Origin of the sequence: Amycolatopsis sp. NPDC049159, from assembly GCF_040648295.1 — a bacterium.
Lineage (GTDB): Bacteria > Actinomycetota > Actinomycetes > Mycobacteriales > Pseudonocardiaceae > Amycolatopsis > Amycolatopsis pretoriensis_A.
Genome location: NZ_JBEZDL010000003.1, coordinates 429,159 through 448,877, shown reverse-complemented (window position 1 = coordinate 448,877; position 19,719 = coordinate 429,159). Strand labels below are relative to the sequence as shown.

Below are 19,719 nucleotides of genomic sequence, written 5' to 3'. Positions count from 1 at the left end.
ACGCCCGGCCCGCCACCCGGATTACGTTGGTGCGCATGGACATGATCACCCCCGAGCCGCGCCCCGCCTGGATCGCCGGCCGCCCCGAGGCGGGCGCCACCACCCTCGTCGTGCACCACCCGTACGACGGCAGCGAGGTCGCCACGGTCGCCGTGCCCGGGCCGGAGCAGGTCGAGCGCGCGGTCGCGGCCGCGGCGTCGGTCGCCCGCGAGTTCCGCGGTACGCCCGCGCACGTCCGCGCGGGCGCGCTGGACCACGTCTCCCGGGTGCTCGCCGCGCGTGCCGAGGAGATCGCCGAGGTGATCACGGCCGAGAACGGCAAGCCGCTCAAGTGGGCCGAGGCCGAGGTCACCCGCGCGGTTTCGGTGTTCCGCATCGCCGCCGAGGAGGCCCGCCGGTTCACCGGCGACGTCCAGCGCCTCGACACCGACCCCGCGGGCGAGGCGCGGCTGGCGCTGACCCGCCGCGTCCCGCGCGGGCCGGTGCTCGGCATCGCGCCGTTCAACTTCCCGCTGAACCTGGTGGCGCACAAGGTCGCGCCGTCGCTGGCGATCGGCGCGCCGATCATCGTCAAGCCCGCGCCGCGGACCCCGTTGTCGGCGCTGGTCCTCGGCGAGATCCTGGCCGAGACGGACCTGCCGGAAGGCGCGTTTTCGGTGCTGCCGCTGGGGAACGAGGAGACCAAGGCACTCGTCGCCGACCCGCGGCTGCCCGTCGTGTCGTTCACCGGCTCGGGCCCGGTCGGCTGGTCGCTGAAGGACGCGGCGCCGCGCAAGCACGTCGTGCTCGAACTCGGCGGCAACGCGGCGGCCGTCGTGCTGCGCGACTGGCCCGACCCCGAAGGCGCCGCGCACCGCATCGCCACCTTCGGCAACTACCAGGCCGGCCAGTCCTGCATCGCGGTGCAGCGGGTGATCGTGGACGCCGCCGTGGCCGAGGAGTTCGTGCCCGCCCTGCTGGAAGCCGTCGAGGCGCAGCGCACCGGCGACCCGTACGACCGCAACACCGACGTCGGCCCGGTCGTCGACGAAGCCGCCGCGGAACGGATCGTCGCGTGGGTGGGCGAAGCCGTCGAGGCGGGCGCGAAGGTGCTGACCGGCGGCACCCGCGACGGCGCGACCGTCGCCCCGACGCTGCTCACCGAGGTCCCGCCGGACACCAAGGCGTGGAACGAAGAGATCTTCGGCCCGGTCCTCGCGGTGTCCGTTGTGGACGGTGTGGACGCCGCGTTCCGGTCGGTCAACGACTCCGCGTACGGCCTGCAGGCCGGCGTCTTCACCACGGATGTCCAGCTGGCGTTCCACGCGTCGGCCGAGCTCGAGGTCGGCGGCGTGATCATCGGCGACGTGCCGTCCTACCGCGCGGACCAGATGCCGTACGGCGGGGTGAAGGGCTCCGGAGTCGGCCGCGAAGGCGTGCTCGCGGCCATGCACGACCTGACCGAGGAACGCGTGACGGTCTTCACCGGCATCGACCTCTAAGCCTGAACGCTCTGCCCGAACCGGAAGACGTTGTCGGGGTCGTACTTCTTGGCGACGTCCTGCAGCCGCTTGGCGTTGTCGCCGTAGTAGGCGGTCTTCCAGTCGGGCAGAGCCGGGTCGATGTAGTTGACGTACCCGCCGCCGGCACCGGCCGCGGCGAGCCCGGCGGCGACCTCCCCGACCGACTGCGTGACCTTCTGCTGGGTCTTCGCCGTCGCGGGCGCGTAGATCTGGACGCTGGCCAGCGCGTCGCGGTGCCAGAACGCCGTCGCGTCCTTCGCCGGTTCGCCCACCTTGCCGCCGAGGCCGTCGATGAGCAGGTCGGTGCCGGTGCGGCCGTCGGCGAGCGCGACGACCTTCGCGGCGTCCACCGGGCTCGTGACGATCCGAGACGACGCCACGAACGACTGCCGGTTCGAGCTGCCGGAGAAGTAGTTCATGGCGCCGAGGTAGTCGAGGCTCTTCACGGTTCGCTGGGTCGGCCGCGCGCCGGCGTTGGTGGTCAGGTTGGTGAGCAGCGTGTTCAGCCCGGCCGCCCCGCCGACGTAGCAGCCGCCGACGCGGCACTGGACCGGCGAACCGCCCGAAAGCACGCAGTTCGCCCAGAGCTCCGGCGGCATCGCGGCGATCCACTGCTGCCACGCGTTCAGCACGTCGGCCGCGGACCCGGCCGGGAAGTGCAGCGAGAAGACCGTCAAGTCCGGCGCCGGGTCGGTGTCGAAGGTGAACTCGGTGACGATGCCGAAGTTGCCGCCGCCCCCGCCGCGCAGCCCCCAGAACAGGTCGGGCTCGGTGTCGGCGGAGGCCTTGACCAGCCGGCCGTCGGCCACGACGACCTGCGCCGAACTCAGGCGGTCGCAGGTCAGGCCGTACTTGCGGGAGAGCACGCCGATGCCGCCGCCGAGGGTCAGCCCGGCGATCCCGACCGTCGGGCAGGACCCGGCGGGCAGCGCGCGCCCGGCGCGGCCCAGCGCGGCGTAGACGTCCTTGAGCTTCGCGCCCGCGCCGATGACGGCCTGGCTGCCCTGGACCTCGACCTTGTCCAGCCCGGCGACGTCGACGACCAGCCCGCCGTCGGGCACCGAGTAGCCGGCGTAGCTGTGGCCGCCGCTGCGCGCGGCGATGGACGCGCGCCCGGCCACGGCCTGGACGCTCGCCTGGACGTCCTGGGCGGTCGACGCCGTCACGACCGCGACCGGGTTCTTGTTGTCGAAGAGCTGGTTGAACGCGCGCTTGGCGGTGTCGTAGCCGTCGGCGCCCGGGCGCAGCAGGTTCCCGGTCAGCTTGCCGCGCAGGTCGTCCCAGTTCGGCGGCCCGGTGGGCAGCCGCGAGCTGGGCGGCGCGGAGGTCGTGGGCACCGGCGCGCTCGAAGCGACGGGCGACGGCGAGCCGCCCGGCCCGCACGCGGCGGCGACGGCACCGGCGGCCGACACCCCCGCCACCCGGAGGAACGTCCTTCTGTCCACACGGTGGTGGACGCGCGGCCGTCCGGCGGGTTGCGCCTGGTCGTGCTCACTGTCCACAGCGGACTCCTCGGGGCCGGGACGCCCAGTCTAGGTCGGCGGCACGGCGGCCCGCACCACGGCGGCGCCGGGCGGTGGCGGTCAGGACCAGGCGGGGATCCGCGGCACGGCGCCGTCGAGCGCCGACCCGTCGGAGCGCCCGCTGAGCCAGGCCAGCAGCTGCCCGCCGGTCCCGGTGACGGTCGCGCCGGGCGTGGCACCCATGGTCCATTCGAAGCCGTCGGCGACCAGGCGCAACGCGGGCAGGTGCGCGCTGCGGGAGCTGATGGCGTGCTGCACGACGTCTTCGGTGAGCGGGCCGAGCAGCCCGAGCACGCGATCGAGGTCGTACCCACGGTCGAGGTCGGCGAGGTGGATGGTCAGCTCGGACAACCGCATCCGCGCGACGACGGCCCCGGTGACCGGCGCCCCCTGCCGGTTGCGGGCCTCACGCGCCCAGGCGTCGTCCGGCATGCCCGCGGCGTACTGCTCGAACCGCCCGGCGGAGGCGACGAAGTCGGCCAGGATCTCGGCGGCGGAGTGCTGGGAACTGGCCTCGATGTCGGCTTCCCGGGCTTCGACGCTGGCGTACATCGGCGTCTCGACCCCGGTGTCCGCCCAGCCCAGCAGGTTCTTGAGGCCGTCGGCGTTGCGGGCGAGGTGGGCGAGCACGTGCGCCCGCGACCAGCCGGGCAGCGCACTGGGTGCGCGCAGCTCGGGCTCGCCGAGGCCACCGATGGCCCGGGCCCATTCGTCGTCGAGTGTGCGCACTCCTTCGAGGAGCGCGTGCGCCTTCTCCGATGCCGTCGTCACGGCCCCGAGTCTAGGAGGCAAACCGATCGGTGACGCCGCCGAATGCGATTCTGCGGCGGTGCGGAGCCGGCCCCGCACCTGGTGTGCAGAACAGGCTGATCACCACCAGAAGCCTGTGTGTGCTGCTGCACTTCCTGCAGCGCGTCCCGCTCGGGGCCATGTCTTCCTCCGCTTGCGCGTCGAGGATCTTCGGGCGCCACGTGGCTTTCGAAGGCCCCCGCGGATCGCGCCGAGGCTTCCGAGGTCGACCCGAAGGACCGTAGCCGTTCAACGCGAGCCACTTCCGAGCGATGCCATGTCCTGTGGCGTGAACAAAATCTGCCGCCTGAGCTGCAGGTTTCACCTGATGGTGGATGCCATCGGGTCACCCAGCCCGAACAGCTGCCGGTGTTCTCGGTCACGGGCAGGTTGTAGGCACGATCAGCTAACTCCGCCGCAGGGCCGCAGGGGCGTCCGCGGGCACCGCCGGGTTCTTCGGGGCCACCGGCTCCAGCCGGGCGTAAGCCGCGTCCTGCGGGGGCCGGGCGTCCGCCTCGCCCTTGTTCGGCCAGAACGAGAACGCCCGCTCCGCCTGCGCCGTGATCGTCAGGGACGGGTTCACGCCGAGGTTGGCCGTGATCGCCGCGCCGTCGACCACCGACAGGCCCGGGTAGCCGAAGACCCGGTGGTACGGGTCGATGACGCCCTCGTCGGGGGTCGCGCCGATCGGGACGCCGCCGATGAAGTGGGCCGTCAGGGGGATGTCGAAGATCTCGCCCCACGTGCCGCCCGCGATGCCGCCGATGTGGCCCGCCGTGCGCTCGTTGGCCTCGTGGCCGGCCGGGATGAAGCTCGGGTTCGGCTCGCCGTGGCCCTGCTTCGACGTGTACTTGCGGCGGCCGAACAGCCCGCGGCGCGTGTACGTCGTGATCGAGTTGTCCAGGCTCTGCATCACCAGCAGGATCACCGTGCGCTCGGACCAGCGGTAGCCGTTGAGCAGCTTCGCCGTCTGGAACGGGTGCTTGACCATGAAGCTCACGGCCTGCCGCCAGCGCGGCACCGGCGAAGCGCCGTCCGTGGCGATCGTCTGCAGCAGGCTCATCGCGTTGCTGCCCTTGCCGTAGCGGACCGGCTCGATGTGGGTGTTTTCGTCCGGGTGGATCGACGACGTGATCGCGACCCCGCGGCTGAAGTTCCGGCTCTCGTCGACGTCGGTCCGGGCGGCGCCGATGATGGCCTCGGAGTTCGTCCGGGTCAGCTCGCCGAGCCGGCGCGAGAGCTTCGGCAGCGTGCCGGTGTCCTTCATCTTGTGCAGCAGGTTCTGCGTGCCCCAGGTGCCCGCCGCGAAGACGACCTTCTCGGCCGTGATCGTCGTCCGGAACCGTTTCGACGTCGTCCCGGTCTTCTTCAGGTCGACCTCGTAGCCGCCCTCGACCGGGCGCACGGACGTCACCGTCGTCAGCGGGATGACCTGCGCGCCGTCCTGCTCGGCGAGGTACAGGTAGTTCTTGACCAGCGTGTTCTTCGCCCCGACGCGGCAGCCGGTCATGCACGAGCCGCACTCGGTGCAGCCGACGCGCTCGGGTCCGGCGCCGCCGAAGTACGGGTCCTTGGCGCGCTCCCCCGGCTTGCCGAAGTACACCCCGACCGGCGTCGGGTGGAACGAATCGCCGACGCCCATGTCCTTGGCGACGTCGCGCATCACGACGTCCGACGGCGTGATCGTCGGGTTCGTGACGACGCCCAGCATCCGGCTCGCCTGGTCGTAGTGCGGCGCGAGCTCGGCCTCCCAGTCGGTGATGTGGGACCACTGCCGGTCGCGGTAGAACGGCTTGAGCGGCCGGTACAGCGTGTTCGCGTAGACGAGCGACCCGCCCCCGACGCCGGCGCCCGCGAGCACCATGACGTCGTTGAGCATGTGGATGCGCTGGATCCCGTAGCAGCCGACCTGCGGCGCCCAGAGGTAGCGCTTGAGGTCCCACGACGTCTTGGCGAACTCGTCGTCGGCGAACCTCCGCCCGGCCTCGACGACGGCTACCCGGTAGCCCTTCTCGGTGAGCCGCAGCGCCGCGACGCTGCCGCCGAACCCCGACCCCACCACGACGACGTCGTAGTCGGGGCCACCCGCACTGGTGGTGGTGTTACTGGCAGTCACACCTGGGAGCGTAACCCGGGGTCCCAGTTCTGACCAGAGGTAAGTTACTCGCCAGTCACTCTTCTGGACGCTTACATGAGCGCCGCGGGTGGGTACTTATCAGAGTGCTCGATGTCCACGTCGGCGATTCACCGCCGAGCGGGACACGATCCCAGGAGGCACCACGATGAGCCCACGAAAGCTCACCGGTTGGCGCAAGTCGAGCCACAGCCACTTCGAGGAGAACGCCTGCGTCGAGGTGGGCACCGGCCCGGGCGTGGTCGGTGTGCGGGACACCAAGCAGGCGGCAATGGCCGCCCGCCCGGTGCTCGTGTATTCGGCGAGAGCGTTCACCGCGTTCCTCGACCACCTCACCGACGGACGGTGAGGCCGGCTCCCCGGACAGCCCGTCTTCGCCACCGCGCGGCGGAGGCGGGCCCGAACCAGTGAGACTCGCGATCACCTCCGCCGGCACGGCGGTGGGTGGGGTGGTCGAGCGCGGCCGCGACCAGGACGGCAACGCCGTCAGCGACGGACGGTGAGGCCCACCCGCTGGAATTCCTTCAGGTCCGAGTAGCCCGTCTTCGCCATCGCCCGGCGCAGCGCCCCGAACAGGTTCACCACGCCCTCCGCGTCGGACGACGGGCCGAACAGCAGGGTCTTCAGGTCGACCGCGTAATCCGGCCCCGCCGCCACGCGCGAACGCGGCAGGGACGGGTGCGCGGCCGCCGCCGTCCAGTACAGGCCCTGCCCGGGTGCGTCCGAAGCCGCGGCCAGCGGTGAGCCCAGCATCACGGCGTCCGCGCCGCACGCGATGGCCTTCGCGATGTCGCCCGACGTCGTCATGCCGCCGTCGGCCAGGACGTGGACGTAGCGGCCGCCCGTCTCGTCGAGGTAGTCGCGGCGGGCCGCTGCCGCGTCGATGATCGCCGTGGCCATCGGGACGCCGATGCCGAGGACGCGGTCGGTGCTGGTGACGCCCGGGGTGTAGCCGTGGCCGACGATGACGCCGGCCGCGCCCGTGCGCATCAGGTGCATCGCCGTGCGGTAGTCGCTGACGCCGCCCGCGATCACCGGGACGTCGAGGCGGCCGATGAACTCCTTGAGGTTCAGCGGCTCCGCGTCGCGCTGGACGTGCTCGGCCGAGATGATCGTGCCCTGCACGACCAGGATCTCGACGCCCGCCGCGATGAGGTCCGGGGTCAGCTCGGCGGCGTGCTGCGGGCTGACGCGCGCGGCCACCGTGACGCCGGATTCGCGGACCGTCTTGATGGCCTCGCTCAGCAGGTCGAGCCGGACCGGGGCGGCGTGCAGCTCCTGCAGCACGCGGCCGACCGCGGTCGGGTCCTCGAGGTCCTCGGCCGCGCGGACCAGCTGGAAGATGGCTTCCTCGACGTTCGCGTGCCGCGCCCAGAGGCCCTCGGCGTTCAGCACGCCGAGGCCGCCCAGCTCGCCGACGGCGACCGCGGTGCCGGGCGAGACGATCGCGTCCGTCGGGTGCGTGACGAGCGGCAGGTCGAAGCGGTAGGCGTCGATCTGCCAGGAGGTGGACACCACCGAAGACGACCGGGTCCGCCGTGACGGCACGATCTCGACGTCGTCGAGGTCATACGCCCGCCGCGCGGTGCGGCCCATCCCGATCTCGACCAGGTCCCGCACGTGAAGCCTCCTCCGACGACGACAATCTGCCGTGCCCCATTGTCGCTAGTCCGCGTGGGTGACCTGCGCACGGGGGTGGCACTACACCCGGACGAAGACGGCGATCGGCGCCAGCACCGCCCCCAGCGCGAGGGCCAGCCACGTCGCCACCGGCGGGTAGACGTTGAGCCGGACCGCGCCGAAGTACACCGCACCCAGGGCGAGCAGGGCCGCGGCGATCAGCAGGACCGGCCGGACGACGCCTTGGCGCAGGTCGACCACCCCGCCGCCCGCGTGCAGGTAGGCGATGCCGCCGTCCGCCGTGGAGACGTCGAGCGCCACCGTCTGCCCGGCCGGCAGGTCGAGGCCGGGGTCGACGGCGGTGACGCGGTACGCCCGCCCGCCGGCGACGATCGAGAGCGTGTGGCTGATCCCGCCCTCCCCGCCGACCGGGAGCGCGCCCCGCTCGTGGGACACGATGTACCCCTCGACGCGGTCGGTCGGCGCGTCACGACCGGCCAGCACCTGGCACATCAGGCAGACGATGCCGCCCAGGAACAGCGACACCAGGGCGACGGCCGTGAAGAACACCGTGCGCAGCACCCGCGTCAAGCGGCCGACCGTCATGCCCCACAGTGCACACCACGAGCACCACGCAAGGCGATAGGCCGATTACCGTAAGCACGCTAGGTCACGGTGACTCAAAAGAAGACCTGCTCCACGGAGTCCGAACGCAGTACGGATTCCTGCCGGAACTGCTTCCGGTAGTCGGCGCGGATCCCTTCGATCTCCCGTTCGGCCGCACGATCGGCGAACGGGTACAGCAGCACGATCACGTGGGTGTGCTCGCGCACGATCGCGCCGGACCCGCCGCGCCACTGGCCGCTGCCGTCGAGGCGGGTGAAGCCGTCCGGGAACGCCGGGGTGATCTCCCGGTCGGAGAACGCGGCGAACTCCTTGTCGGTCACCTCGGTGCCGTCCGGCTTGCCGGTGCCGAAGAACAGCTCGGTGCGCTTCCAGAGCTCCCCCGGCGACTGCACCCGGGCGGCCGCGGGCGTGGCCGGGGTGTCGGCGGCGGACGCCGTGATGCCGCCGCCCAGCCCGACGAGCGCCGCCGCCACCGCCGTCACCAGAGTCCGTCGTGGCACCGCCATGCGTTCCCCTCCTCGGTCGCCGCGGCCGAGTCTCCCGGCCGCGGCGATCGGGGGGAATGCCCGGAAGGGCGGACTAGCGGGTCGTGTAGTTCGGCGCCTCGACCGTCATGGTGATGTCGTGCGGGTGGCTCTCCTTGAGCCCGGCCGCGGTGATCCGCACGAGCTGCGCGTCCTGCAGCTGCGCGATCGTCTCGGCACCGGCGTAGCCCATGCCCGCGCGCAGGCCGCCGACCAGCTGGTGCACGACGTTCGCCAGCGGCCCGCGGAACGGGATCCGGCCTTCGATGCCCTCCGGGACCAGCTTGTCCTCGTTGAGCACGTCGTCCTGGGCGTAGCGGTCCTTCGAGTAGGACTTGCCCTGGCCACGCGACTGCATCGCGCCCAGCGAGCCCATGCCGCGGTAGACCTTGAACTGCTTGCCGCCGACCAGGATCAGGTCGCCGGGCGACTCGGCGGTGCCGGCGAGCAGGCTGCCCAGCATCACCGTGGACGCGCCAGCCGCGATGGCCTTCGCGATGTCGCCCGAGTACTGGATGCCGCCGTCGCCGATGACCGGGATGCCCGCCGGGCGCGCGGCCAGGTCGGCTTCGTAGATGGCCGAGATCTGCGGCACGCCGACGCCCGCCACGATCCGGGTGGTGCAGATGGAGCCCGGGCCGACGCCGACCTTGATGCCGTCCGAGCCCGCGTCGACCAGCGCCTGCGCGCCCGCCCGCGTCGCGACGTTGCCGCCGACGATGTCGACCGAGTCGCCCAGCTCCTTCTTCAGCAGCGCGACGGTCTCGACGACCGAGCGGGAGTGCCCGTGCGCGGTGTCCACCATCAGCACGTCGACGCCCGCGTCGGCCAGCGCCATCGCGCGCTGGTGCCCGTCCACGCCGACGCCGACCGCGGCGCCGACGATGAGCCGGCCGTCCGGGTCCTTCGTCGCCTTCGGGTACTGCTCGGTCTTCACGAAGTCCTTGACCGTGATCAGGCCGCGCAGCTTGCCCGCGCCGTCGACGATCGGCAGCTTCTCGATCTTGTGGCGGCGCAGCAGCCCGAGCGCCGCGTCCGCCGAGACCCCGACCTGCGCCGTGACCAGCGGCGGCTTCGTCATCACCTCGGACACCGGGCGGCTGTGGTCGACCTCGAACCGCATGTCGCGGTTGGTGATGATGCCCACCAGCGCGCCGGCCGCGTCCGTCACCGGCACGCCGGAGATGCGGAACTTCGCGCACAGGGCGTCGACCTCGGCCAGCGTCGCGTCCGGCGAACAGGTGACCGGGTCGGTGACCATGCCCGCCTCGGAGCGCTTGACGACCTCGACCGCGGCGGCCTGCGCGTCGATCGGCAGGTTGCGCTGGAGGATGCCGATGCCGCCCTGGCGGGCCATGGCGATCGCCATCCGGGCCTCGGTGACGGTGTCCATCGCCGCGGACACCAGCGGGACGCCGAGGGTGATGTTCCGGCTCAGCCGGGAGCTGGTGTCGACGGCACTGGGGACGACGTCCGATTCGGCGGGCAGCAGCAGCACGTCGTCGAAGGTCAGGCCGAGCATGGCGAACTTGGCCGGAACGGGGGTGGTGCCGTCGCTGGTCATAGCGGGTGAAGGGCCTTCCTGGCGCGGGATGAGCGGGGTCGCTGTGGCGACTCGGAGCCTTCTCCTCATGGTATCCGGGCGCCGTGCCCGCCCCGGGCGGTGGGCGAGCCGTCGTGACCGCCGGGTACCGTGCAGGCCGTGGCGCACGATGTCCTGCCCCCAGACCCGTTCGCGGACGACCCGGACGACCCGGCCCGCGCCTTCGGTGACGACGAGGACCGGCTGGACGAGCCGATCAGCGATTCCGAACGCACCGAACTGCTGGCCGACCTTTCGGATCTGGCCGTCTACCAGGCCCTGCTCGAACCCCGCGGAGTCCGCGGGATCGTCGTGGACTGCGGTGAATGCGACGAACCGCACTACCACGACTGGCACCTGCTGCGGGCCAGCCTCGAGCAGCTGCTGGCCGACGGGCGGATGCGCCCGCACGAGCCGGCCTATGACCCGAACCCCGGCGACTACGTGAGCTGGGACTACTGCCGGGGCTTCGCCGACGGCGTGACGGCCAACGAAAGCGCGTACTGAGCGCCCCTGACCCACGAAAAAGCCCTGGTGAGATTGCTCACCAGGGCTTTTTCGTACGTCCTACTGGCCTTCGCCGACGCTCTGGGACTGCCCGCCGGCGGACTCGCTGCGCGGCGTGCCCGGGTCGTTCCCCGTCGCGCCGGTGGTGGTCGGCGGCGGGGTGGGCGTCGGGGTCGGGGTCTCGCTGGTCGGCGGCGGGGGCGTCGGGGTCGGCGTCCCGCTGCCGGGCAGGCTGGTCGTGCCGCTGCCGCTGCCCGGGATCGACGTCGCCGAGCCCGCCGGCGGCACCTGCGTCGACGACGCGCCGGGCGGCACCGACGGCACCGAGGTCTGGATCGGGCCCTGGACCGGGGCCTCGGGGTTCTGCAGCTGCGCGGCGAGCTGCCGGTGCTGTTCCATCAGCTGGTCGCGGTTGTCTTCGTCGCTGACCTGCGACAAGGCGGCCTGGGCGGCGTCGAGGGCCTCGCGCGCGGCGTCGAGGTTGCCGCCGGCGATGGCCAGGTTCGCCTTCTCGAGGTCGAGCTTCGCGTTCGCGGCGGCCTCGACCGAGCGGGTGTGGTCGGAGTACAGGACCTTCGCGAGGCCCCACAGGGTGTCGCCCGGTTCCGCGGAGCGCGCGGCCAGCCCGGTCCCGGTGAACGCGATCGCCAGCACGGCGGCGGCGACGGCGATGGGGACGAGCAGCCTGCGGCGGCGTCCGCTCGAGGCGTGCCGCTTCGCGAGAGCGGCGGTGCTGACGGTGCGCACGGCGGTGTCGACGTCGACGAGCTCGGCCAGCGGCTCGCTGTCGATGTCTCTTCGCCACGCCACCAGCAACGCGTTGAGCTCCTGGTCGCCGAGGCCGTCGGCCAGCGCCGGGTCGGACCCGCCGAGCGCGTCGAGCAGCGCGTCATCGGCTTGCACAGCTGACAGGTCGGCGGCGAATTCCGCCTCCGAAGCCGACAAGCCACTACCGAAGACGTCGTCCGGCTGGAAACCTCTGTCATGACCGGTCACTCAGATCACCTCCTCCGCGGCCAGGACCTTTCTCAGCCGCGCGAGGGCGCGGTGCTGGGCGACGCGGACGGCGCCGGGAGTGGAGCCGACCGCGTCCGCGGTCTCCTCCGCCGACAGTCCGACAACCACGCGAAGCACCACGATCTCCCGCTGCTTGTCCGGCAGCACCTGCAACAACTGGGACATCCGCTCGTTCAGTTCACCTTGCAGCGCCCGCTGCTCGGGGCCGACCCCGCCTTCGACTTCGTCGGGGATCTCGGCCACCGGCTCGGCCCGGTTGCGCGCCGCCGCGCGGTGCGCGTCGGCCACCTTGTGCTGGGCGATCCCGTAGACGAAGGCCAGGAACGGGCGGCCTTGGTCGCGGTACGAGGGCAATGCCGTTAGCACCGCGAGACACACCTCCTGCGCAACGTCGTCCGCCGAAGCGAACGATCGCTCCTGCCTGCCAACCCGGGCGCGGCAATACCGCACTACCAGTGGACGGATAGCAGCCAGCAGCCGCTCCACTGCCTGGGGATCTCCCTCGACAGCAGCGGCGACCGGTTCATCCAGTCCATCCCCCACATTGGCCATCGCAGACAACAGTCCCAGTGTTACGTGTAGGTGTGCAAAGAACCCGGCCCGTGGTCGCCTCCGCCTCGAACCGGTGACCGCTACCGTACCGTCGGCCCGCTCCGGACCGACGCGCGCGGTGCTCCCCGGCGCGCCGTACTCGCCGGAGCCGCGAAAATACGGATTTTCCTGCAGACCCGCGGCCGGATCCGACGATTCAACGAGCGAGCGGGGCCACGGGTACGAGATCCGTCGGAGGGACGGGTGCCACGGCGTCGATCCGCCGTGGCGGCTGCCTCAAGGGCGCCGGAGTGTGATGGGGACCACGCAGGTACGGGCCAGGGCGGTGCGCCCTGGCCCGTCGTCACCTGTGTTCCGGCCGTGTCAGGATCGAGGAGAACTGCCGCGGGGACGGGTCAGCTGACCAGACCGCGGCGGAAGCCGTGGGCCACGGCCTGCGCGCGGTCGCGCACACCGAGCTTCCGGAACAGCCGCCGGGCGTGGGTCTTCACCGTGTCCTCGGACAGGTACAGCTCGCGGCCGATCTGGCCGTTGCTCTTGCCCTGGCTCATCCCCCGGAGCACCTGGAGCTCGCGCTCGGTCAGCTGGACGCCCGGGTCGGACGGCTGACGGGGCGCGGGCACCGAAGTGCTCGCGAGGGTGTGGGCGAGGGCGGCGACCAGCTCCGGCCGGGACGCGTCCCAGCGGAGGTAGCCGCGCGCGCCGCCGGCGATCGCGGCGGCGATGCTGCCCGCGTCGTCGGGGGCGCCGAAGACGATGACGTTCGCCTGGGGGTTGGCCGAGACGAGCCGCCGGGTGGCTTCGACACCTGTCGGAACCGCGCGTTGCGTTCCGACCAGCACGACGTCGACGGGCTGACGGGAGTACCGGGCCAGCAGCTCGTCACCGTGCGCTACGCAGTCGATGCGACTGACCCCAGGGACCGCGGACATCACTCGGGTGAGCCCTTCACGGACACTGCGTCGGTCATCGCAGATCAAGACCGTCGTCACGGGGTTTCCTTCCTGCAGCCGGGTGACATTCCTCTTCCCCTATCGGACGCTTTAGCCCGAACCTTGACACGATCCGGTGGCTTTTTTTGAAGTTTCTTAGCCCGGATGCCGGAACACCCCATTCCGACGGCTCAACCACCCGGGTCGGGCACCCATGGCGATTCCCCCGCGATCCTCCTCCCGCAAGGATCTGCGCTTCGTAACACTGCGTGCAACACCTGAGCCACTCTGAATCGATACTCCTCGGCGTGTCCTGGGCGCAGGTCGGCCGCGACGAGGGCTGCGGGCCACAAAAGTGAAAGCAGTTCGCATTCCTCGGCGGTCGCCATCGCATTTCCGACAAGACCGTCCGAAATCTCCCGGTGATCGGGACACCCGGCCGCCGACACGGCGACAGCCAGCACAATCCCGGATTTCACCGCGTGCCGCCGCGCCCCCCGCGCGACCGCCGTTTCGAATGCGCGCTCGGCGTGCGGCACGGCGGCAGCGCCCTGACCTGCGGCGAGCTCGATCTCGGCACCGACCCAGCCCCCGCGCACGCCCGCCCGCCAGCCGGCGCGCTGTTCGGCGGCCCTCGCGGCGAGCCTGCGGGCGGCGGTGAGGCGGCCGAGGGCGAGGTTGTCGGCGGCGAGGCCGAGGAGCGCGTCGGCCCTCGCACCGGCGGCGTCGAGGCCGTCGGGGTCGGGGGCGCCGGGGTCGCCGGAGAGGGAGGCGGGCGCGGCGAGGCAGTCCGGGTCGCCGGTGAGCGCGGCAGGTCTCGCGCCGGCCGCGTCAAGGCTGGCCGGGGCGGAGGCGCCGGTCAACGAGGCGGCCGCGGCGAGGCTGTCCGGGTCGGAGTCGCCGGAGAGCGCTGCCGCCGCAACGAAGCCGGCGCGGTCGGAGGCGCCGGAGAGCGAGGCGGCCGCGGCGAGGTCGTCCGGGTCGCCGGTGAGCGCGGCAGGTCTCGCGCCGGCCGCGTCGAGGCCGCTCGGATCAGGGTCGCCGGTGAGCTCGGCAACCCTCGCGAAGGCCTCGCCGTCGAGCGCGCGGGCCCGGCGGTGCCCGCCCAGCTGCCGCCGGTGCGAGGCGAGCGTGCTGGCGGCGAGCGACGCCGTCACCGGGTTGCTTTCGCCCCGGAGCCGCTCCAGGAGGGCAGCGGCGGCCGCGTACCGGCCCTGGGCGCCGAGCACGATGGCGGCGAGCAGCCGCTCCCGCGGGGTGCCCGCGCCGCGCAGGACGGCGGGATCGGGCAGCGGATCGCTCCCGAACGCGGCGGCCCTGAGGGCGGGTTCGTGCACCCGTCCTTTCTAGCGGTTCGCACCGACAAAAACATGATCGAAGTGCCCGGGCACGAGCTCGGACGTCATGAACGGGTCGTTCATGGCGTTTCGGCGCGCCGGCCACTGCCGACACCGGACGAAAGCCGGCTAGCCCGGGCCGCCCACCAGGACGTGCTCGATGCGGTCCGCCGCGCCCGGGAGGTCCGTGAGCAGCTCCACCTTGTCCGGCAGCGCCGCCGGGTCCCAGCCCGGGCCGCACGCGAACAGCCGGCTCCGCTGCCGCCCCCGCGAGACCCGGGCGAACAGCCGCGTGTCCGCGACCCCGCGCCGGTGGGCCCACAGCACCACCGCGGACGGCGCGCTCCGGCGCACCGCGACCGCCAGGACGTCCGCCGGCAGCGGCACCCCGAACAGCTGGGCGCCGATCCGCCGGCCGGCCAGCGACGCCGCCAGCGCGTACATCGGCATCGAGTCGCGTTCCTCCGGGACGCAGCCGAGCAGCACCGGGCGGGTGTTGCGGGGCTCGTCCAGCACCGGTGTCGCGCGCACCAGTGCCGCGAACACGCACTCCGCGAGCAGGTACTCGACCTCCGCCCCCGCGCTCGCGCCGCGCCAGCGGGCACCCAGCGCCGACAGCACCGGCTCGATCACGCCCGCCCACGCGGGGAGGACGCCGAGCTCGGTGATGGTGTCCGCGAGCATGCGCTGGACCGCGCCGACGTCCATCGCCAGTGCCGCCGTGCTCAAGCGGCGGGCGAGCCGGGAGCGGACCTCCAGCCCGTCGTCGGCCGCGGCCGCGTCGGCGGGTGCCGAAGGCTCCTCCGGCTGCGGGGGCCCGGAGCGCGGCATCTGCTCGAGGGCGTACTTCGCGGCTTCGGCCGTCGAAGCGCCGCTGAGGAGCGCTCGCTGCATCAGTTCGAGGCGGCCGATGTCGGAGCTGCCGTAGCGGCGGTGGCGGCCGTCCGTGTGGCGGCTGGGGCCCAGTCCGTAGCGGCGGTCCCAGGTTCGGAGGGTGGACGGGGCGACCCCGAGCCGGCGGGCGACCGAGGCCACCGGCAGGGTGGGTTCTTCGGTGCCCGACCCAGCTCCCACGAGCCTCAATATCCAGGCACCCAGCGCAGTCGGCAACCGGAGGCGAAACCCCTGCTCACACATCCGGGGGATGCCTAACGGCTGAATCGGGCCGAATCGCTTGAACAACTATTGGCGCGCTTCTAACGTTACCGCCGTTGCACCGAATGGAGTATCGGCACCACAGCAGAGCAGCTAGCGGCATCGACCGGATGACGGAGGCGGTCAGGATGGCAGACACGCGCAGGCTCCCAGGACCCAACGCCGACATGTGGGACTGGCAGCTCGAAGGGTCGTGCCGGGGGATGGACAGCGCGTCCTTCTTTCACCCGGACGGCGAGCGCGGCCCGGCGCGCGCACGACGGGAGGCGAGGGCGAAGGCGGTCTGCCTGAGCTGCCCGGTCCTGGAGATGTGCCGCAGCCACGCGCTGGCGGTGCACGAGCCGTACGGCATCTGGGGCGGGCTCTCGGAGTCCGAACGCGAGCACCTCATCAAGGCGGACAAACGCGCGCTCAGCATGTCCGGCGGCTGAGCGGCCACAGACATCGGAGGGCGGCACCGGGTGGGGTGCCGCCCTCCGTGCTTTCCGGGTGTTACCGGAAACGGAACGGGGCGGCACCCCAGCAGGAGTGCCGCCCCGTCTCGTCGGAAATCAGTGCAGGTGGCCATGGCCCGCGCCAGCAGACCCGAGGCAGAACCCGCGCCTCGGGTAGAGGAACGGCCGGCACTCGGCGTAGCTCGCGAAGTCGGCCGGCGCCACTGCGCAGGCGCCGTTCTCCGGGAACGGAACGGGGCGGCACCCCAGCTGGAGTGCCGCCCCGTCTCGTCGGAAATCAGTGCGAGTGGCCGTGGCCCGCGCCGGCGGGCTCCTCGTCGACCGGCTTCTCGACGATCGACGACTCCGTCGTCAGCACGAGACGCGCGATCGAGGCGGCGTTCGCCACCGCGGACCGGGTCACCTTGACCGGGTCGACGATGCCGGCGGCCAGCAGGTCGGTGAGCTCGCCGGTGGCGGCGTTGAAGCCGTGGCCCCAGCTCTGCTCGCGCACCTTGTTGACGATGACCGCGCCCTCGTGGCCCGCGTTGGTCGCGATCCAGAACAGCGGGGCGGACAGCGCGTCCTTCACGATGCGCACGCCGGTGGCCTCGTCGCCTTCGAGGCCGAGGCCGCCCTCGAGCTCCTTGACCGCGTGCACCAGCGCCGAACCGCCGCCGGGCAGGATGCCCTCCTCGACGGCCGCCTTGGTGGAAGCCACGGCGTCCTCGATGCGGTGCTTGCGCTCGTTCAGCTCGGTCTCGGTGGCCGCGCCGACCTTGATGACCGCGACGCCGCCGCCGAGCTTCGCGAGCCGCTCCTGCAGCTTCTCGCGGTCCCAGTCGGAGTCGGTCGTCTCGATCTCCTTGCGGATCTGCGCGACCCGCCCGGAGATGGCGTCCTTGGTGCCGCCGCCGTCGACGATCGTGGTGTCGTCCTTGGTGACGACGATCCGGCGGGCCTTGCCCAGCGCGCCGAGGTCGACGTCGGCCAGCTTGCGGCCGATCTCCGTGGAGATGACCTCGCCGCCGGTGACGACCGCGAGGTCGTCCAGGAACGCCTTGCGGCGGTCGCCGAAGAACGGCGCCTTGACCGCGACGGCGGTGATCGTCTTGCGCAGCGAGTTCACCACGAGGGTGGACAGCGCTTCGCCGTCGACGTCCTCGGCGATGATGAGCAGCGGCTTCTTGGCCTCGACGACCTTCTCGAGCACCGGCAGCAGCTCGGCCAGCGACGAGACCTTCTCGCGGACGAGCAGGATGTAGGCGTCCTCGAGGATCGCCTTCTGCTCCTCCGGGTTGGTCGCGAAGTGCGCCGAGAGGAAGCCCTTGTCGAACTGGACGCCCTCGGTGATCACCAGCTCGGTCGCCAGGGTCGACGACTCCTCGATGGTGATGACGCCGTCCTCGCCGACCTTCTCGACGGCTTCGCCGAGGAGGGCGCCGATGTTGGCGTCGCGCGAGGTCACGGTGCCGACCTGGGCGATGCTCTCGCGGCCCTTGACCGGGGTGGCCTTGCTCTTGAGGACCTCGATGACCTTCTCCGCGGCGGCTTCGATGCCACGGCCGATCGAGGTCGGGTTCGCGCCGGCCGCGACGTTGCGCAGGCCGACCTTCACCAGGGACTGCGCGAGCACGGTCGCAGTCGTGGTGCCGTCACCGGCGACGTCGTTGGTCTTGGTGGCGACGCTCTTGGCCAGCTGCGCGCCGAGGTTCTCGAACGGGTCGTCGAGCTCGATCTCACGGGCGACGGTCACGCCGTCGAGGGTGATGGTCGGGCCGCCGAACTTCTTGTCGAGCACGACGTGGCGACCGCGCGGGCCGAGGGTGACCTTGACCGCGTCGGCGAGCTTGTTCACCCCGCGCTCCAGCGCGCGACGAGCGTCCTCGTCGAAACTGATCTGCTTGGGCATAGCGGTTTCCGCTTACCTTTCGGTGGGTCTGAAACGCAAGAACGCCCCGCTCCCCGGCGTTGTGCGGGGCCCGGGGCGTCATGCGCTGCGAGCGGACGTCAGTTGATGACGGCCAGCACGTCGCGGGCGGACAGGATGAGGTAGTCCTCACCGTTGTACTTGACCTCGGTGCCGCCGTACTTGGAGTAGATGACGACGTCGCCGACGTTCACGTCGAGCGGGACGCGGTTGCCCTTGTCGTCGATCCGGCCCGGGCCCACGGCCAGAACCTTGCCCTCCTGGGGCTTCTCCTTGGCGGTGTCGGGGATGACGAGGCCGGAAGCGGTCGTCTCCTCGGCCTCGCTCGTCTGGACAACGATCTTGTCCTCGAGCGGCTTGATGTTCACGCTCACCGGGTTGACCTCCACGGTCGTCGAAAGCGTTGGCAGGTTGTGGTTACGGCTCTACCACCCCCGCCGTCGCGGGTGCCGGGGCTGTCGGGCCGTGCGATTAGCACTCTAGCCACGTGAGTGCCAGTCGTGCAAGGAGGGTCCACGCGGGCGTGGTGAATGCACCCGGAAGGGCTCTGACCGGCCGCTTCGGAGATCGAGGACCCCGGACGCCCAGCACGTACGACCCCGAACGACGTTTGGCCGAGCAGACCTCCGGCGAGCGACGGAAAGTAGCCGGCCTCGAACTCAAAGCAACCTGTTCGGTCGTCGCGTACCCGCTCCCCGACAAGCCAGCCTCGATGAATGCCCCGATGCCGCGCTCGAACCAAGACGAACACGCTGTGCCGCAATCGGGTCACCCGCGACGGCGACCGGTGCTCCCTGCACAGCGGGATGCAAGCCGAAGGACCTCGCCACCCCAAACCACCGCGCAAGCGGGCGGCGAAGGCATCGCCGAAGCGCAAGCCGTCTTCAGGAACCGGATCCCGGCCTCGAAAGCCGACCACCAGGGCCGCCAAGGGTAGGCCCACGGCGTCGACAGCGGAGAACCGCAAGAAGCAAAAGCGCATCGATGCGGCCGTCAAGGTCTGCCGGGAAGTGGCCACCGATGGCTGGCAGGAAACCGTCGCCGGCCGCGCCACCGACTACGTCACCGACAAGACTTGGAACAAGCTGTTCAAGCCCGGTCGCTACGAGCTGTGCAAGGCACTGGCCGAGCTGGCCGCTGAGACTCTCGCGACGAAGAAGAAGCTGCACAGTGCGATCGGGTGGGTCGCGGCGTGGTTCATGCGACGCCTGCGCCGCGGCCGGCTGGCGGAGACTGTCGCGCGCGAACTCGCCGAGAACCTCCCCCTGCCGGTGGACGCAAAGATCACCGCGGTCGCCCGCGGAGTTCAGTTGACCGGCATCGTGGTGTGCATCGCCGGGGGCCGGGATCTCACCCGTTGCCCTTGCTTCATCGACTTGGCGCTGAATGAAACCAAGGAACGAGTGAAGAAGATCCTCACCGCCGCTGTCGACGACTGGGCCGGGCTTGCGGAGTTTCCCGCGTTGCTGCGAGCGGGTGCCGAATAGAGCAGGTCAGCGGCACCTCTTACCCCCAGCGTGAGTTTCTGGTTAGGTTCTGACGTCTGGCACCTGA

19 protein-coding genes are annotated in these 19,719 nt (G+C 71.7%); 5 read left to right on the top strand and 14 right to left on the bottom strand.

Going from position 1 to position 19,719, the window contains the following annotated elements:
* Nucleotides 1–35: 35 nt before the first annotated feature.
* Nucleotides 36–1,481 carry an aldehyde dehydrogenase family protein gene (locus AB0B33_RS08390; RefSeq protein ID WP_360768343.1) on the top strand — a complete coding sequence of 482 codons (1,446 nt, stop codon included), beginning with the start codon at nucleotides 36–38 and terminating at the stop codon, nucleotides 1,479–1,481.
* On the opposite strand, the gene AB0B33_RS08385 is transcribed toward AB0B33_RS08390, so the two are convergent.
* The 3 genes from AB0B33_RS08385 to AB0B33_RS08375 all read right to left on the bottom strand — a co-directional run bounded on the left by AB0B33_RS08385 (nucleotide 1,478) and on the right by AB0B33_RS08375 (nucleotide 5,930).
* Complete coding sequence (locus AB0B33_RS08385) at nucleotides 1,478–3,004, bottom strand: FAD-binding oxidoreductase (RefSeq protein WP_360768340.1); 1,527 nt, start codon at nucleotides 3,002–3,004, stop codon at nucleotides 1,478–1,480. The genes AB0B33_RS08390 and AB0B33_RS08385 overlap by 4 nt on opposite strands.
* Before the next feature lie 81 nt (nucleotides 3,005–3,085).
* The gene (locus tag AB0B33_RS08380) at nucleotides 3,086–3,796 is read right to left on the bottom strand and encodes a maleylpyruvate isomerase family mycothiol-dependent enzyme (RefSeq protein ID WP_360768337.1); all 711 of its coding nucleotides are present in this window, start codon (nucleotides 3,794–3,796) and stop codon (nucleotides 3,086–3,088) included.
* Between the two features lie 424 nt (nucleotides 3,797–4,220).
* On the bottom strand, nucleotides 4,221–5,930 hold the full coding sequence (locus AB0B33_RS08375) for a GMC family oxidoreductase (RefSeq protein WP_360768335.1): 1,710 nt from the start codon (nucleotides 5,928–5,930) through the stop codon (nucleotides 4,221–4,223).
* Nucleotides 5,931–6,096: 166 nt separating this feature from the next.
* Here AB0B33_RS08375 and AB0B33_RS08370 point away from each other — a divergent pair, with 166 nt between their 5' ends.
* Nucleotides 6,097–6,297 carry a DUF397 domain-containing protein gene (locus AB0B33_RS08370; protein ID WP_247014975.1) on the top strand — a complete coding sequence of 67 codons (201 nt, stop codon included), beginning with the start codon at nucleotides 6,097–6,099 and terminating at the stop codon, nucleotides 6,295–6,297.
* Nucleotides 6,298–6,434: 137 nt separating this feature from the next.
* Here the strand turns inward: AB0B33_RS08370 and AB0B33_RS08365 are convergent, their stop codons facing one another.
* From AB0B33_RS08365 to guaB, 4 genes are all read right to left on the bottom strand, one after another.
* Complete coding sequence (locus AB0B33_RS08365; protein WP_247014977.1) at nucleotides 6,435–7,568, bottom strand: GuaB3 family IMP dehydrogenase-related protein; 1,134 nt, start codon at nucleotides 7,566–7,568, stop codon at nucleotides 6,435–6,437.
* 81 nt (nucleotides 7,569–7,649) lie between these two features.
* Nucleotides 7,650–8,174: a hypothetical protein gene (locus tag AB0B33_RS08360; protein WP_247014979.1), complete on the bottom strand. Its 525-nt coding sequence runs from the start codon at nucleotides 8,172–8,174 to the stop codon at nucleotides 7,650–7,652.
* 74 nt (nucleotides 8,175–8,248) lie between these two features.
* Nucleotides 8,249–8,701: a DUF3574 domain-containing protein gene (locus tag AB0B33_RS08355; protein ID WP_360768331.1), complete on the bottom strand. Its 453-nt coding sequence runs from the start codon at nucleotides 8,699–8,701 to the stop codon at nucleotides 8,249–8,251.
* 73 nt (nucleotides 8,702–8,774) lie between these two features.
* Nucleotides 8,775–10,283 (bottom strand): IMP dehydrogenase, encoded by a 1,509-nt coding sequence (guaB, locus tag AB0B33_RS08350; protein WP_247014983.1) that lies wholly within the window; start codon nucleotides 10,281–10,283, stop codon nucleotides 8,775–8,777.
* A gap of 129 nt (nucleotides 10,284–10,412) precedes the next feature.
* Between guaB and AB0B33_RS08345 the strand changes: the two genes are divergently transcribed.
* Entirely contained in the window at nucleotides 10,413–10,808 is a 396-nt protein-coding gene (locus AB0B33_RS08345) for a DUF5319 domain-containing protein (RefSeq protein WP_086856224.1), read from the top strand.
* A 60-nt stretch (nucleotides 10,809–10,868) separates the two neighbouring features.
* Here the strand turns inward: AB0B33_RS08345 and AB0B33_RS08340 are convergent, their stop codons facing one another.
* The 5 genes from AB0B33_RS08340 to AB0B33_RS08320 form a co-directional block, all read right to left on the bottom strand.
* Nucleotides 10,869–11,804, bottom strand: a complete 936-nt coding sequence (locus tag AB0B33_RS08340; protein ID WP_360768327.1) for an anti-sigma-D factor RsdA — start codon at nucleotides 11,802–11,804, stop codon at nucleotides 10,869–10,871.
* On the bottom strand, nucleotides 11,805–12,377 hold the full coding sequence (locus AB0B33_RS08335) for a sigma-70 family RNA polymerase sigma factor (RefSeq protein ID WP_026468912.1): 573 nt from the start codon (nucleotides 12,375–12,377) through the stop codon (nucleotides 11,805–11,807).
* Nucleotides 12,378–12,772: 395 nt separating this feature from the next.
* On the bottom strand, nucleotides 12,773–13,369 hold the full coding sequence (locus tag AB0B33_RS08330) for a response regulator transcription factor (protein WP_003073605.1): 597 nt from the start codon (nucleotides 13,367–13,369) through the stop codon (nucleotides 12,773–12,775).
* A gap of 131 nt (nucleotides 13,370–13,500) precedes the next feature.
* Nucleotides 13,501–14,646 carry a hypothetical protein gene (locus tag AB0B33_RS08325; RefSeq protein ID WP_360768324.1) on the bottom strand — a complete coding sequence of 382 codons (1,146 nt, stop codon included), beginning with the start codon at nucleotides 14,644–14,646 and terminating at the stop codon, nucleotides 13,501–13,503.
* 129 nt (nucleotides 14,647–14,775) lie between these two features.
* Nucleotides 14,776–15,720, bottom strand: a complete 945-nt coding sequence (locus AB0B33_RS08320) for a MerR family transcriptional regulator (protein ID WP_360768322.1) — start codon at nucleotides 15,718–15,720, stop codon at nucleotides 14,776–14,778.
* Nucleotides 15,721–15,911: 191 nt separating this feature from the next.
* On the opposite strand from AB0B33_RS08320, the gene AB0B33_RS08315 reads away from it, so the two are divergent.
* Nucleotides 15,912–16,232, top strand: a complete 321-nt coding sequence (locus tag AB0B33_RS08315; protein WP_013222678.1) for a WhiB family transcriptional regulator — start codon at nucleotides 15,912–15,914, stop codon at nucleotides 16,230–16,232.
* 301 nt (nucleotides 16,233–16,533) lie between these two features.
* Here the strand turns inward: AB0B33_RS08315 and groL are convergent, their stop codons facing one another.
* Together groL and groES are read right to left on the bottom strand one after the other, a co-directional pair.
* Complete coding sequence (gene groL / locus AB0B33_RS08310; protein ID WP_360768318.1) at nucleotides 16,534–18,147, bottom strand: chaperonin GroEL; 1,614 nt, start codon at nucleotides 18,145–18,147, stop codon at nucleotides 16,534–16,536.
* Nucleotides 18,148–18,245: 98 nt separating this feature from the next.
* Nucleotides 18,246–18,539 (bottom strand): co-chaperone GroES, encoded by a 294-nt coding sequence (gene groES / locus AB0B33_RS08305; protein ID WP_004559922.1) that lies wholly within the window; start codon nucleotides 18,537–18,539, stop codon nucleotides 18,246–18,248.
* Nucleotides 18,540–18,971: 432 nt separating this feature from the next.
* Here groES and AB0B33_RS08300 point away from each other — a divergent pair, with 432 nt between their 5' ends.
* The gene (locus AB0B33_RS08300; RefSeq protein ID WP_360768315.1) at nucleotides 18,972–19,652 is read left to right on the top strand and encodes a hypothetical protein; all 681 of its coding nucleotides are present in this window, start codon (nucleotides 18,972–18,974) and stop codon (nucleotides 19,650–19,652) included.
* The last annotated feature ends 67 nt before the right edge of the window (nucleotides 19,653–19,719 follow it).

Coding starts and splice junctions, on each gene's coding strand:
- guaB (WP_247014983.1), bottom strand. CDS start 10,283: ATGACCAGCGACGGCACCACCCCCGTTCCGGCCAAGTTCGCCATGCTC.
- AB0B33_RS08300 (WP_360768315.1), top strand. CDS start 18,972: ATGCAAGCCGAAGGACCTCGCCACCCCAAACCACCGCGCAAGCGGGCG.
- groL (WP_360768318.1), bottom strand. CDS start 18,147: ATGCCCAAGCAGATCAGTTTCGACGAGGACGCTCGTCGCGCGCTGGAG.
- AB0B33_RS08335 (WP_026468912.1), bottom strand. CDS start 12,377: ATGGCCAATGTGGGGGATGGACTGGATGAACCGGTCGCCGCTGCTGTC.
- AB0B33_RS08355 (WP_360768331.1), bottom strand. CDS start 8,701: ATGGCGGTGCCACGACGGACTCTGGTGACGGCGGTGGCGGCGGCGCTC.
- AB0B33_RS08315 (WP_013222678.1), top strand. CDS start 15,912: ATGACGGAGGCGGTCAGGATGGCAGACACGCGCAGGCTCCCAGGACCC.
- AB0B33_RS08370 (WP_247014975.1), top strand. CDS start 6,097: ATGAGCCCACGAAAGCTCACCGGTTGGCGCAAGTCGAGCCACAGCCAC.
- AB0B33_RS08360 (WP_247014979.1), bottom strand. CDS start 8,174: ATGACGGTCGGCCGCTTGACGCGGGTGCTGCGCACGGTGTTCTTCACG.
- AB0B33_RS08390 (WP_360768343.1), top strand. CDS start 36: ATGGACATGATCACCCCCGAGCCGCGCCCCGCCTGGATCGCCGGCCGC.